The organism is Achromobacter sp. 2789STDY5608615 (assembly GCF_001298995.1).
GTDB lineage: Bacteria > Pseudomonadota > Gammaproteobacteria > Burkholderiales > Burkholderiaceae_B > Achromobacter > Achromobacter insuavis.
Genome location: NZ_CYTY01000009.1, coordinates 94,036 through 107,470 on the forward strand (window position 1 = coordinate 94,036; position 13,435 = coordinate 107,470).

At 69.3% G+C, this 13,435-nt stretch carries 12 protein-coding genes and 1 pseudogene; 7 read left to right on the forward strand and 6 right to left on the reverse strand.

Annotated elements, in window-relative coordinates; translation table 11 throughout:
* A partial coding sequence (locus tag AOZ49_RS32950; protein WP_082380385.1) for an ABC transporter permease occupies positions 1-608 on the forward strand: 608 nt, incomplete at its 5' end.
* 13 nt (positions 609-621) lie between these two features.
* Here the strand turns inward: AOZ49_RS32950 and AOZ49_RS10130 are convergent.
* On the reverse strand, positions 622-1,086 hold the full coding sequence (locus AOZ49_RS10130; protein ID WP_197286716.1) for a surface-adhesin E family protein: 465 nt from the start codon (positions 1,084-1,086) through the stop codon (positions 622-624).
* Positions 1,087-1,371: 285 nt separating this feature from the next.
* Here AOZ49_RS10130 and AOZ49_RS10135 point away from each other — a divergent pair, with 285 nt between their 5' ends.
* Complete coding sequence (locus AOZ49_RS10135; RefSeq protein ID WP_054430578.1) at positions 1,372-2,748, forward strand: beta propeller repeat protein; 1,377 nt, start codon at positions 1,372-1,374, stop codon at positions 2,746-2,748.
* A gap of 37 nt (positions 2,749-2,785) precedes the next feature.
* Here the strand turns inward: AOZ49_RS10135 and AOZ49_RS10140 are convergent, their stop codons facing one another.
* A complete protein-coding gene (locus AOZ49_RS10140) occupies positions 2,786-3,475 on the reverse strand; it encodes a GntR family transcriptional regulator (RefSeq protein WP_054430576.1) in 690 nt (229 codons plus the stop codon).
* A 157-nt stretch (positions 3,476-3,632) separates the two neighbouring features.
* Here AOZ49_RS10140 and araD point away from each other — a divergent pair, with 157 nt between their 5' ends.
* The 3 genes from araD to AOZ49_RS10155 all read left to right on the forward strand — a co-directional run bounded on the left by araD (position 3,633) and on the right by AOZ49_RS10155 (position 7,175).
* The gene (gene araD, locus AOZ49_RS10145) at positions 3,633-5,363 is read left to right on the forward strand and encodes an L-arabinonate dehydratase (protein ID WP_054475066.1); all 1,731 of its coding nucleotides are present in this window, start codon (positions 3,633-3,635) and stop codon (positions 5,361-5,363) included.
* Between the two features lie 47 nt (positions 5,364-5,410).
* Entirely contained in the window at positions 5,411-6,121 is a 711-nt protein-coding gene (locus tag AOZ49_RS10150) for a ribonuclease activity regulator RraA (protein ID WP_054430574.1), read from the forward strand.
* A gap of 64 nt (positions 6,122-6,185) precedes the next feature.
* Positions 6,186-7,175: a Bug family tripartite tricarboxylate transporter substrate binding protein gene (locus tag AOZ49_RS10155; RefSeq protein WP_054430573.1), complete on the forward strand. Its 990-nt coding sequence runs from the start codon at positions 6,186-6,188 to the stop codon at positions 7,173-7,175.
* Between the two features lie 101 nt (positions 7,176-7,276).
* Here the strand turns inward: AOZ49_RS10155 and AOZ49_RS10160 are convergent, their stop codons facing one another.
* Both AOZ49_RS10160 and AOZ49_RS33950 read right to left on the reverse strand, forming a co-directional pair.
* Positions 7,277-8,251, reverse strand: coding sequence for a tripartite tricarboxylate transporter substrate binding protein (locus AOZ49_RS10160; RefSeq protein WP_054416944.1), 975 nt, complete (start codon positions 8,249-8,251; stop codon positions 7,277-7,279).
* A gap of 13 nt (positions 8,252-8,264) precedes the next feature.
* Positions 8,265-9,168, reverse strand: a pseudogene (locus AOZ49_RS33950) (dihydrodipicolinate synthase family protein).
* Positions 9,169-9,446: 278 nt separating this feature from the next.
* Here AOZ49_RS33950 and AOZ49_RS10170 point away from each other — a divergent pair.
* Positions 9,447-10,169: a GntR family transcriptional regulator gene (locus tag AOZ49_RS10170; protein WP_231690294.1), complete on the forward strand. Its 723-nt coding sequence runs from the start codon at positions 9,447-9,449 to the stop codon at positions 10,167-10,169.
* A gap of 1 nt (position 10,170) precedes the next feature.
* On the opposite strand, the gene AOZ49_RS10175 is transcribed toward AOZ49_RS10170, so the two are convergent.
* On the reverse strand, positions 10,171-11,157 hold the full coding sequence (locus AOZ49_RS10175) for a tripartite tricarboxylate transporter substrate binding protein (RefSeq protein WP_054430571.1): 987 nt from the start codon (positions 11,155-11,157) through the stop codon (positions 10,171-10,173).
* Positions 11,158-11,239: 82 nt separating this feature from the next.
* Positions 11,240-12,364 carry a muconate/chloromuconate family cycloisomerase gene (locus AOZ49_RS10180; RefSeq protein ID WP_054475068.1) on the reverse strand — a complete coding sequence of 375 codons (1,125 nt, stop codon included), beginning with the start codon at positions 12,362-12,364 and terminating at the stop codon, positions 11,240-11,242.
* 107 nt (positions 12,365-12,471) lie between these two features.
* On the opposite strand from AOZ49_RS10180, the gene AOZ49_RS10185 reads away from it, so the two are divergent.
* Positions 12,472-13,356, forward strand: a complete 885-nt coding sequence (locus AOZ49_RS10185; RefSeq protein WP_054475069.1) for a LysR family transcriptional regulator — start codon at positions 12,472-12,474, stop codon at positions 13,354-13,356.
* The last annotated feature ends 79 nt before the right edge of the window (positions 13,357-13,435 follow it).

Here is a 13,435-nt window from a genome sequence, read left to right on the forward strand (position 1 = left end):
GGGCCCTGCTGACCGGCTCGGACCTGCCGCTGCACGTGCTGGTGAGCCTGCGCCGCGTGGCGGTGGGCCTGGGGCTGGCGCTGGCGATCGGCGTGCCGCTGGGCCTGGCCATCGGCAGCTACCGGCGGCTGGAGGCGGCGCTGTCGCCCGCGATGCAGTTCCTGCGCATGATCTCGCCGCTGTCGTGGATGCCCATCGCGGTGATGGTGTTCGGGGTGGGCGACGACCCGGTTTATTTCCTGCTGGCCTTCGCTGCCGTCTGGCCGATCGTGCTGAACACGGCCGCCGGCGTGCAGCAGCTGGACGCGCGCTGGCTGCTGCTGGCGCAAAGCGTGGCCGCGACCCGCTGGGAGACCCTGCGCCACGTGATCCTGCCGGGCGTGCTGGGCCACATCCTGACGGGCGTGCGGCTGGCGATCGGCATTCTCTGGATCGTGCTGGTGCCGTGCGAGATGCTGGGCGTCTCGGCCGGCATGGGCTATTTCATCCTCGACACCCGCGACCGCCTGGCCTATTCCGAGCTGATGGCCATGGTGCTGCTGATCGGCGCGCTGGGCTTCCTGCTGGATGCCGCCGCCCGGGGCCTGTACCGCTACTGGCGCGGGTAGGCCGGCGCCGCCGCTATTTGCGCGAGGACTTGCCGGCCGGGCAGATCACGCCGCGCAGCTGCCGCTGCACCGGGTCGCGCGCCACCGGCGCGTTGGAAATGCCGGCCACCGGCAGCGATTCCACCAGTTCCCCGGTGGCGTTGGGGCCGGCGTAGTGCTGGGTTTCGGTGATGGTGTAGGTGTTGTTGCTGCAATTGATGGTCACGGGCTGCGTCACCGAGCCGTAGGGCTGGCCATTGGCCTCGGAGACCCGCGGCTGCGCATAGAACCACGCCACCGTCGCCAGCATCACCAGCGGCCGCTCGGTCAGCTGCACGATCGAGTCGCGGTCGTAGAACACCCCGGGCATCGACTGCGGCGCCAGCGGCTGCCAGGCCGGCGCGCCGCCGAAGACGATGCCGCCGGTATCCGGCGTGGCCGGCGCGATGCTGACGGCGCAGGCGTCGGGCGGGACCGGATCGCCTTGGCGGACCGTCACCACCGCGCAGGTATCGGCCGGCGTGGCCGGCTCCGCGCTGCCCGCCTGGGCCCAGGCAGGCCCCCCCCAATACCGCCAGGACGAGGGTGAGTTGCGCTTGCCTTGCTGTCATGGGGCCTTCCCTGTGGGACATCGGTGTGGAGTCACCCCAGTATAGAGAAAGAAATCATGACGGCCGGAACCCGGCGGCAAGCGCGGCGCGGGGGTATAGTCTCGTCCGTTCGACAAGCGATGCCGACGCCGTGCCACGGGGCGCCGGCCGGGGTCGGAGGAGAGGCGACGACGATGAATATCAGGGTGCTCGCCGGCGCGGCGGCCATCGCCGTGACCGGGGTGCTGGCTTACGGGTTCTACCAGCTCATGCCGGAAGGCGAGCCGCTGGCGCGCAGCGAAGTCATCGGCGAGCTCGATGGCCCGCCGCTGGCCGGCTACTCGCGTACGCGGCTGTACCGCTATGGCGAGCATCAGTTCCTGGTCGGGCAGCTGATCGCGGGCGACAAGGATATCGCCGGCCTGGCCAAGGCGCCGGTGCTGGACGCGCTGCTGCCGTCCGCGGCGGACTGCTGCCAGGCGGACGGGGCCGCGCGCGCCGAGGCCGCGTCGGCCGATCCGACGCAGGGCATGCTGCAGGCGGCCGCCTCGGCGCGTGATGTGCGCAACCTGGTCTATGGCGGCCGTGACAATGGCCGCTACGCGCTGCTCGGCTCGATCGGCGGCGACACCGGCGTCACGCTCCTCGGCGGGCCGCAGGGGCAGACCATCTACCTGGTGGGCGGCAGCCAGCGCCGCGGCCATGACGGCGACGCTTCCAGCGGGTGGGACGTCTGGCGTTCCGACGACCAGGGCGCCAATTGGCGCTACGCGCCTGACTTGCAGCTGGGCGCGCCACGGCGGTTCACCGTGTTCCTGACCGATGAGCGGGCCATGGCGCTGACCGACGGCAGCAATGGCGCCGGCGACGAACGCCTGCTGGTCAGCGAGGACGGCGCGCGCCACTGGTCGGCGCTGTCCTTGCGCGAGCAGGTCTGGCCCGACGCCGACAGCTATGGCCGGGCGTTCCTGGAACACCTGGGCCCGGGCCGAGCCGCCACCGATCAGCTGGTGTACGGCTGGTCGCTCTATCCGCTGGCCGCCGACCGCGCCGTCGGCTGGAGCTGGCGCGACCGCGTCACGGTCGGCGTGGCGCGCCGCATCGAGACCCGGCGTTTCGAGGTGCGGTTCCAGGACGGCGCTTCGCCCGCGTTCCGCATCACCCACGACGTGCCGCCGGTGCCGCCGCAGGATCCGCGCTCGCAGCCGCGGGTGGGGCAGCCTGAATACGCCACCGACGACAACCGCATCTATCGGCTCGATCCGGCCGACAGCAACTGGCATGAGCTTGCCGCCATGCCGGCCGTGCGCGGCCAGCGCACCTGGATCGGGCAGGCCTGGTTCGGCCGCAACGGCTGGGTGGTGCAGACCTATGCCGACCACCTGTTCTCGTTCAAGGATTACACCCGCACCTACTTCCACACGCGCGACCAGGGCAGGACCTGGCGGCCGTTCCAGCTCTCGCCCGACCAGGAGCGCGGCCTGCTCGGCCTGGACGCGGCGGGCGAGGGCGTGCTGGTGCACGTCGATCGCGGCGGCAAGACCATCATCGTGCGCTATGCGCTGGAGTGAGGCATGACGCTGACGATACGCGCGGCGGCCGTCGGCCTCAGTCGGCCTGCACGTAGTCCGGATAGCGCTTGCAGATCTCGGCCACCTGGCTGAGCGTGCCCGACAGGTGCTCGCGCAACGCCTGCTGCGCGCGCGGCGCATCGCCCGCCGCGATGGCGTCCAGCACCCGCTGGTGGTCGTCCATGATGCGTTCGGCCTTGCCGGCTTCCGGCAGGTGCAGGCGGCGCAGGCGGTCGACGTGGCCGCTGTAGCGCTGTTCCATGTCCCACAGCGCCGTGACGCCCGCGGCCGCGTGCATGTCGCGGTGGAAGGCCTGGTCGGCCGCCATGAATTCCTGGTACTGGCCGGCGGCGTGGCAGACGCGCTGGCGGTCGATGCTGGCCTGCAGCCGCTGGACCAGCAGGGGATCGGGTTGCTGCGCCAGCACGTGCACGATTTCCAGCTCGATCGACCGTCGCAGGAAGTGCGCCTGGCGCGCCGCGGCGATGTCGATGCGGCTGACCACCGTGGTGTGCTGCGGATAGATCTCGACCAGGGCTTCCTCGGCCAGTTTCATGAGCGCGTCGCGGATCGGCGTCTGGCTCAGGCCGTAGGCCTCGGCCAGCGTCACGCGCGACAGCGGCGCGCCGGGCGCCAGTTCGAGGGACATGATCTGTTCGCGCAGATGTTCGAAAACCTGCGGCGCGGCGTGCCGCGAGCGATCCAGTCTGAGCTTGTGGCTGGGCATCGGAGCGAAGTTCGGTAAAGGGTCGGAACGGTCGGTGGTGGAAGCGGAGTGTAGCGGGTTTTCACCTAGCTGACGCACTAATGTATTAGTGTTTAAATGGTCCGGTCAATGATTTCGTCAGTTTCATTCCACCGCCTTCCTGGACCCCGCTTCCCCTATGAAACGCACCTACGAAAGCCTGCGCAGCGCCGCCTGGATGGCCAAGGACGACCTGCGTTCCTTCGGTCATCGTTCCCGCATGATGCAGATGGGCTACGGCCCCGACGACTGGGTCGGCCGCCCGATCATCGCCATCATCAACACCTGGTCCGACCTGAACCCCTGTCACAGCCACTTCAAGCAGCGCGTCGAGGACGTCAAGCGCGGCGTGTTCCAGGCTGGCGGCTTTCCGGTGGAACTGCCGGCGATCTCGGTGTCCGAATCGTTCGTCAAGCCCACCACCATGCTGTACCGGAACATGCTGGCGATGGAGGCCGAGGAACTGCTGCGCAGCCACCCGGTGGACGGCGCGGTGCTGCTGGGCGGCTGCGACAAGACCACGCCGGGCCTGCTGATGGGCGCCATCAGCGCCGGGCTGCCCTGTGTCTACGTGCCCGCCGGCCCGATGCTGCGCGGCAACTGGAAGGGCAAGATCCTCGGTTCCGGCTCCGACGCCTGGAAGCTGTGGGACGAGCGCCGCGCCGGCAAGATCACGCAGGAACAATGGACCGAGGTCGAAGGCGGCATCGCCCGCAGCTACGGCACCTGCATGACCATGGGCACGGCCAGCACCATGACCGCCATCGCCGAGGCCATCGGCATGACCCTGCCGGGCGCCTCGTCGATCCCGGCGGCCGACGTCAACCACATGCGCATGTCGGCCGAATGCGGCCGCCGCGTGGTCGAGATGGTCTGGGATGACCTGACGCCGCAGCGCATCCTGAGCCCGGCCTCGTTCCACAACGCCATCAACGTGGCCATGGCCATGGGCTGCTCGACCAACGCCATCATCCACCTGGTGGCCATGTCGCGCCGCGCCGGCCATCCGGTGGGCCTGGACGACTTCGACGCCGCCAGCCGCAAAGTGCCGGTCATCGCCAACATCCGGCCCAGCGGCGACAAGTACCTGATGGAAGACTTCTTCTACGCCGGCGGCCTGCCGGCGCTGATGTCGCGCCTGGAAGGGCACCTGGACCTGTCGGCCATGACCGTCACCGGCAAGACGCTGGGCGAGAACATCGCCGGCGCCGAGGTCTACAACGACGACGTCATCCGCAAGCTCGACACCGCCATCTACGATGAGGGCGCGCTGGCGGTCCTGCGCGGCAACATCGCGCCGGACGGCTGCGTCATCAAGCCCAGCGCCTGCGCGCCGCAATACCTGCAACACACCGGCCCGGCGCTGGTGTTCGACGACTATCCCAGCATGAAGGCCGCGGTCGACGACGAGAACCTGGACGTCACCGCCGACCACATCATGATCCTGCGCAACGCCGGCCCGCAGGGCGGCCCCGGCATGCCGGAATGGGGCATGCTGCCGATCCCCACCAAGCTGGTCAAGCAGGGCGTGCGCGACATGCTGCGCCTGTCCGACGCCCGCATGAGCGGCACCAGCTACGGCGCCTGCATCCTGCACGCCGCGCCCGAAGCCTACATCGGCGGCCCGCTGGCGCTGGTCAAGACCGGCGACCTGATCACCGTCGACGTGCCGGCCCGCAGCATCCACCTGAACGTCAGCGACGAGGAACTGGCCGCGCGCCGCGCCGCCTGGACGCCGCCGCCCAGGCGCTACGAGCGCGGCTACGGCTGGATGTACTCGCAACACATCCTGCAGGCCGACGAGGGCTGCGACTTCGACTTCCTCGAGACCAGCTTCGGCGCGCCCGTGCCGGAACCGGAAATCTTCTGAACCCGCCATCCCCTGAATCGCTTTCCCTGGAGTTTTCCGTGTCAGACATGAATCCCGCCACCCGCGCCAAGCTGGCCGGCATCAGCACCGCCACGCTGTGCACCGCCTTGTTCAAGCGCGGCCTGCGCAACCAGTTCATCCAGGACGTGCGGCCGCTGAACGCGACGCTGCCCAACATGGTCGGCCCGGCCTTCACGCTGCGCTACATCCCGGCGCGCGAGGACCTGAACACCATCAAGGTGTTCGAGGACCGCGCCCACCCGCAGCGCGCCGCGGTCGAGACCTGCCCGCCCGGCGCGGTGCTGGTGATGGACAGCCGCAAGGACCCGCGCGCCGCCTCGGCCGGTTCGATCCTGGTGACCCGCCTGATGAAGCGCGGCGTGGCCGGCGTGGTCACCGACGGCGGTTTTCGCGACTCGCCCGAGATCGCCGAGCTCGGCTATCCCGCGTACCACAACCGTCCGTCCGCGCCGACCAACCTGACGCTGCACCAGGCGCTGGACATCAACGCGCCCATCGGCTGCGGCGACGTGGCCGTGTTCCCCGGCGACATCGTGGTGGGCGACCGCGAGGGCGTGGTGGTGATCCCCGCGCACCTGGCCGACGAGATCGCGGACGAAGCGGTGGAGATGACCGCGTTCGAGGACTTCGTCACCAGCCAGGTGCAGGCCGGCGCGTCGATCCTGGGCCTGTATCCGCCCACCGATCCGGGCACCAAGGACAAATTCGCCGCCTGGCGCAAAGAACAGGGCCGTTGAGCCTTGGCGCCGGCCGACCGGCCGGCGACCCATGCCTATAAAACACAGAGGGCAGGAGACAAGCATGAACAAGCAACGTCGCAGCGCGCTGGCCGCGCTGCTGGCAGGACCGCTGCTGGGCGCGTGGGCGCTGCCGGCCACGGCCGCCGAATGGCCGGCGCAGAAGCCGATTTCCTACGTGGTGCCGTTCACCGTGGGCGGCTCCACCGATGTGGTCGGCCGCGTGCTGGCGCAGAAGCTGGGCGACAGGCTGCACCAGAACGTCATCGTCGAGAACAAGCCTGGCGCGGCCGGCGGCATCGGCGCCACCTACGTGGCCAAGGCCGCGCCCGACGGCTACACGCTGTTCGGCGGCACCATCAGCACCCACGCCATCAACGCCAGCCTGTACAAGAACCTGAAGTACGACCCGGTCAAGGACTTCGAGCCGGTCTCGCTGATCGCCTATCTGCCGAACGTGCTGCTGGTCGATCCGAACCTGGGCGTGAACTCGGTGGCCGACCTGATCGCGCTGCTCAAGAAGGATCCGTCCAAGCGCACCTTCGCGTCTTCCGGCGCCGGCACCTCCACCCACCTGGCCGGCGAACTGTTCGCCAGCATGATCGGCGTGCCGCTGACGCACGTGCCGTACAAGGGCACGCCGCCCGCCATGGTCGACGTGTCCTCGGGCGCGGTGACGTTCATGTTCGACCAGATGACCGCCGCCTTGCCGCTGCTGCAGACCGGCAAGCTCAAGCTGCTGGCCGTCACCACCAAGGACCGCATCTCGCTGGCCCCCGACGTGCCCACCATGCAGGAGGCCGGGGTGCCCGGCTTCCAGATGGCCTCGTGGCAGGCGGTGTATGCGCCCAAGGGCACGCCCAAGCCCATCCTCGACAAGCTCGCCGCCGAGATCGCGCTGATCCTGAAGGAACCCGACGTGCAGGAAAAGCTCGGCAAGACCATGGGCATGGAACTGGTCGGCAGCACCCCCGACGAACTGCGCGCCCTCATGGCCACGGAGATTCCGCGCTGGGCGGAGGTGGTGAAGAAGTCGGGGGCGACGGTGGAGTGATGGCTGCCAATGGGCGCAAGCCTACGCCCCATCATGTAAGACCTGATTCCCACCCCGGCCTGGAGCCGGGGCTTTTGTTTTCCGCGCCCGGATTCGCCGCGTCAGGGTTTCAGGTTCAGCTTCGGCACCAACGCATTGAAGGCCTGTTCCTGCCGCGCCACGTCGGCCGCGAATTGCGGTTGGTCGGCGTATGACGGCGTCAGGTTCTGCTTGCGCATCAGCGCCTGGAAGTCCTGCGACTGCGCCACCTGGCGCGCGGCGGCGCGCCATTTTTCGATGGCGTCGGCCGGGGCCGACTTCGGCAGGCCGATGCCGCGCCAGACGCTGAACTGCAGGTCAGCGCCGCGTTCCTTCATGGTCGGCACGTCCGGCAGGGTGTCGAGCCGCTTCGGCGCCATCACGGCCAGGGTGCGCAGCTTGCCGGTGTCCACGTGCTGCTGCAACTCGGCATAGGCCACCGTGGTGGCCTGCACGTCGCCGGACAACAGGCCCATGATGGCCGGGGCCGATCCCTGATAAGGCACGTGCACGAACTTCACGCCGGTCTGCTCGCCCAGCGCCGCGGCCGCCATGTGCGGCACGGTGCCGATGCCGGCGTTGGACACCGCCACCCGTTCCGGATTCTTCCGGGCGTAGTCGAGGAATTCCTCCACCGTCTTCCACGGCGCGTCGGCGCGCACCGTGACCGACGACGGATCGTCGGTGAAGCGGGCGATGGGCTGGAAGTCCTTGACGGTGGTCTTGCCGATGCCCATCAGCGGCACCACCAGCATTTCCGGCGTCATCAGCACCAGCTTGTAGCCGTCGGGCTGGGCGTTGGCCACGTACGACCAGCCGATCGAGCCGCTGGCGCCGGGCTTGTTGATGACCACGGTCGGTTGCGCCAGCAGGGGCGGCCGGACCGCCTCGGCGATGGCGCGGGCGGTGTTGTCGCTGCCGCCGCCGGGCTGGTAGGCGACCACCAGCTCCATCGAGCGGCTGGGGTAGTCGGCCGCCATCGCGGCGGGGGCGGCCGCGACGCAGGCCAGGAAGGAGAGGGCGCTGAAGGCCAGCGCGGGCAGGCGGGTGCGGGTCATGGTGGCTCCGGTATCAGTAGCCCAGGGCTGAAAGATCCGCCAGTGTCTGGCGGGTGATGGCGAGGGTGCGTTCGCGTTCGGCGCCGGCCAGGTCCAGGCGCGGCGGCTTGACGGTTTCGGCGCTGCCGGTGATCAGGTGTTCGGCCAGCTTGATGTGCTGCACCAGCTTGACCACGGTGTCCAGATGGAACAGCGGCGTCAGCGCGGCATACAGCTTGCGAGCCCGGACGAAATCGCCCTCGGCCGCCAGCCGCAGCAGGTCCACCGAGGCCTTGGGCACGGCGTTGGCCATGCCCGAGACCCAGGCGGTGACGCCCAGCGCGGCGCTTTCCAGCACCAGGTCGTCGACGCCGCAGACCACCGCCAGGCGGTCGCCGAAGCGCGTGATCAGGTCGGTTACGCGGGTGGTGTCGTAGGACTCCTCCTTGATCGCGACGATGGTCGGTTCTTCCAGCAGTTGCGCCACCAGGTCGGGCGTCAGGTCGACGCCGTAGCCGCGCGGGTTGTTGTACAGCAGGATCGGCAGGGGGGCTGGCCTGCGCCACGCTGCGATAGAACGCCACCGTTTCGCGCTCGTCCGACTTGTACGTCAGGCCGGGAAACACCATCAGCCCGTCGACGCCGATCTCCGCCGCCTGGCGCGCGAAGGCGGCGGCGCGCGCGGTGCCGGTCTCGGCCACGCCCGACACCACCGGCACGCGGCCGCGCACGGTCTCGACCGCGAGGCGCAGCACCGCCTGTTTTTCTTCGGGGGCGAGCTGGGCGTTCTCGCCCACCATGCCCATCATCACCACGCCGCCCACGCCGTTGGCGATCAGGCGCTCCAGGCCCTGGCGGATGGCATCCGGGTCGAGCGAGAAATCGGGCTTCAGTTTGGTGGTGACCGCGGGAAATACGCCTTGCCATTGAATGCTCATGCTGCCGCTCCTGTTGCGTGATCCGCCCGGTTTGTACTGTCGGGCTATTGATTGGATATTGGATCCAAAATAAAAAGGCCAGAAAAACGAGGCGCGCGGCCTCGAACCATCGCCCGGGTCAGGGCGCTGATATCAACTGGATCATGGATCCAATATACTCACATTAAACGGGCTGCGGATGCCGGCTGTCTCTCGGGGTTTTCCTGGGCGTGGCGCACGGTTTCCGCGATTCCGTCGCCCCCCGGCATCCGCCGGACGGCAACGCCACCGGATGTGACGTGTCCCAGAATTCCTCTTCCGCCAGCGCTCCCCAGCCTCGTTCCGCCGCCGGATCCGCCGGCCGGCTGATCCGCAAGACCGCCGTCGACCTGGTGGTCGACGCCTTGCGCGACCGCATCCTGTCCGGCGCGATTCCGCCCGGTTCCGCCTTGCGCCAGGAACTGCTGGCCGAGGAACTGGGGGTGAGCCGGCTGCCGGTGCGCGAGGCGATCCGGCAGCTCAGCGCCGAAGGGCTGGTGGACATGATCGCGCACCGCGGCGCGTACGTCTCGATGCTGTCGCGCGCCGAAGTGCAGGAGTTCTTCGATATCCGCCTGCGGCTGGAGCCCTGGCTGCTGCGCCTGGCGGTCTCGCAGCACGCGCCCGAGGACCTGGACGAGGCGGCGCGCATCGTGGCGCTGATGGACAGCGCCGAGCCGCAGCAGTGGGGCCGGCTCAACTGGCAGCTGCACGAGTTGCTGTACCGCGCCGCGCAGCGCCCGGCGGCGCTGGCCATGGTGCGCGCGCTGCATGAAAAATCCGAACGCTATTTCCGCTTCCAGATCGTCAACGCGCCGATCCGCCAGCAGGCCCACGACGAGCACAGCGCCCTGATCGCGTTCTGTCGCCAGGGCCGCGCCGGCGAGGCCGAGGCGGCGCTGGAACGCCACATCGCCGAAGCCGCCGAGCAGATCCTGGCGATCGTCGATCACCTGCTGGATACGACCGCTGCGTCGGCGTAACTCAGTTGATCTTGATATTGCGTTCCTTCACCAGGACCTTCCACTGCGCGGTTTCCTTGGCCAGGTAGTCGCGCAGTTCGTCGGGCGTGCCGCCGATGGATTCGGCGCCGATCGAGTCCAGCGTCGCCTTGACCTTGGGCTCGTTCAGGGCCTGGCGCATGGCGGCGTTGAGCTTGGCCACGACCTCGGGCGGCGTGCCGGCCGGCGCGAAGGCGGCGAACCACGGCATCAGCTCGTAGCCGGGCAGGCCGCTTTCGGCCACGGTGGGCACGTTGGGCAGCGCGGCCGAGCGCTTCGCGGTGGTCACCGCCAATGCGCGCAGCTTGCCGGCCTCGATGTGCGGCTTGGCCGACGTCACGCTGTCGAACATGTAGTCCACCTGGCCGCCCAGCAGGTCGGCGATGGCCGGGCCGCTGCCCTTGTAGGGCACGTGCAGCATGTCGATCTTGGCCATGGAGACGAACAGCTCGCCCGCCAGGTGGATCGAGGTGCCGACGCCGGCCGAGGCGTAGGTGTAGTGGTTGGGCTGCGCCTTGGCCTTGGCGATCACTTCGTCCACGCTCTTCACATCGTTGCGCGCGGGGTTGGTGACCAGCACGTTCGGCACCACCGCCAGCAGCGAGATCGGCGCGAAGTCCTTGATCGGGTCGTAGTTCAGGTCGGCGTACAGCGCCGGGTTCACGGCCATGCCGTTGGCCACGATCAGGATGGTATAGCCGTCCGGCTTGGAACGCGCCACGCTGGCCGCGCCGATGTTGCCGCCGGCGCCGGCGCGGTTCTCGACGATGAACGAGGTGTTCAGTTGCTTGCCCATCGACTCGCCCAGGGTGCGGGCGATGCTGTCCATGGCGCCGCCCGGCGGGAACGGCACGATCCACTTGACCGGCCGGTCGGGGTAGCCGTCGGCCATCGCGCCGCTGGCGGCGCCGAGCAGGGCCAGGCCCATGCAGGCCCGGGCGAGGTGTTTGAATGCGTAGCGCAATGCCATGTCGTGTCTCCGTGTGCTTGAATTATTTTTCCGCGCGCCGATGCGTGGCCGGCGCGCGGGAACAACCGTGGGGCAGGGCGCGTCAGCGGTCCCTGCGGTAGAAAGCCAGTTTGTCTTCGTCCAGTTCCAGGCCCAGGCCCGGGCCGGTGGGGATCTCCATCTCGAAATCGGCGTAGCGCGGCGGGTTGGCGACGATGTCGTCCTTGAGCAGCAGCGGGCCGAACAGTTCGGTGCCCCACGACAGCCGCGGCAGGCAGGCGAAGCCGTGCGCCGAGGCGATCGAGCCGACCGAGCCTTCCAGCATGGTGCCGCCGTACAGCGACATGCCGGCGGCGTCGCCGACCGCGGCGGTGCGCAGCATTTCGTGGATGCCGCCCGACTTGGCGATCTTCAGCGCCAGCACGTCGGCCGCGCCCAGGCGCGCGATGGCCAGCGCGTCCTCGGGACCGTTGACGGCTTCGTCGGCCATGATGGGCACCACGAAGCGCGCCGCCAGCCGCGCCATGCCGGCGAGGTTGGCGCGCGGGATCGGTTGTTCGATCAGGTCGACGCCGGCCGCTTCCAGGCGCGCGATGGCGCCGGCCGCGTCGGCCTCGTTCCAGGCCTGGTTCACGTCCACCGTGACGCGGGCGCGGTCGCCCAGCGCCTGCTTGATGCGCGACACGTGGGCCACGTCGTCGGCCACGGCGCGGCGGCCGACCTTGAGCTTGAAGGTGTTGTGGCGGCGGCTGGCGAGCAGCGATTCGGCTTCCTCGATGTCGCGCGCGGTGTCGCCGCTGGCCAGGGTCCACAGCACCGGCAGGCTGGCGCGCACGGCGCCGCCCAGCAGGGTCGAGACCGACACGCCCAGGCGCTTGCCCTGGGCATCGAGCAGCGCGCTTTCCAGCGCCGACTTGGCGAAGCGGTTGCCGCGCGCCACGGTTTCCAGGCGCCGCATGGCGGCGTGGAGGTTGGCCGCGTCCAGGCCGGCCAGCGCCGGCGCCAGGTAGGTGTCGATGGCCAGCTTGATGCCTTCCGGGCTTTCCTCGCCGTACGACAGGCCGCCGATGGTGGTGGCCTCGCCGATGCCCTCGATGCCGTCGCTGCAGCGCAGGCGCACGATCACCAGCGTCTGGCGCTGCATCACGGCCATGGCGAGCTGGTGGGCGCGGATGGTCGGCAGATCCACCAGGATCGCCTCGACCGAGTTTATCGTTACCGGATTCATACTTTCCAAAGCAGGTTCTTCAGGTGAAGCGCAGTATCGCTTGCGTCAGACCGCCAAGTCCAAGACTATATGGGTCTCCATTTATACCTTTAAGGTTTGTATAAACCATGGAACTCAGGCACCTGCGGTATTTCCAGGCGGTGGCGCGCGAGGGCAGCTTCACCCGCGCCGCCGAAGCGCTGCACATGGCGCAGCCGCCGCTCAGCCGCCAGATCCGCCAGATGGAAGAGGAGCTGGGCGTGGCGCTGTTCGAACGCACCACCCGCGCGTTGCGCCTGACGGAAGCCGGGCGCTTCCTGCTGGAACAGTCGCGGCTGCTGACCGCGCGGCTGGACGAAGTGCTGGAGGGCACGCGCCGGCTGGGCCAGGCCCGGCGGCGCTGGTTCGGCATCGGCTTCGTGCCGTCGACGCTGTACGGCTTCGTACCCGAGCTGATCCGGCAATTGCGCGGCGCCGACGCGCAGGTGGAAGTCGGCCTGGCCGAGATGACCACCTTGCCGCAGCTGGAGGCGCTCAAGGCCGGCCGCATCGACCTGGGCATCGGCCGCATCCTGCTGGACGATCCGGCGATCGAGCGCCGCATCCTGATGACCGAGCCGTTGATGGCGGCCGTGCCGTTGCACCACCCGCTGGCCGGTTGCGCCAGCGTCTCGGTCGACCGGCTGGCGCAGGAGCCGTTCCTGCTGTATCCGGCGCGGCCGCGGCCCAACTTCGCCGACCATGTGCTGGACCTGTTCCGCGCCGCCGGCCATGCGCCGCAGGTGGCGCAGGAGGCCAACGAGCTGCAGACCGCGATCGGCCTGGTGGCGGCCGGCCTGGGGGTGACGGTGGTGCCGGCCTCGGTGCAGCGCCTGCAGCGGCGCGACGTGGCCCACGTGCGCATCGACGCCGAGGCCTTCGTGTCGCCGGTGATTGCCAGCTATCGCAAGGACGACGCCTCGCCGTTCCTGGCGCAGGCGCTGGCCCTGGCGGCGCAGCTGGCGAAGGGGTAACCAGCGGAGGCGGGCCGGTCGCGGCGGGTCGGCAAGGCGATCGGGCTGTCCGGGCTGAGGGATTTCGGCGGGCGCTGCC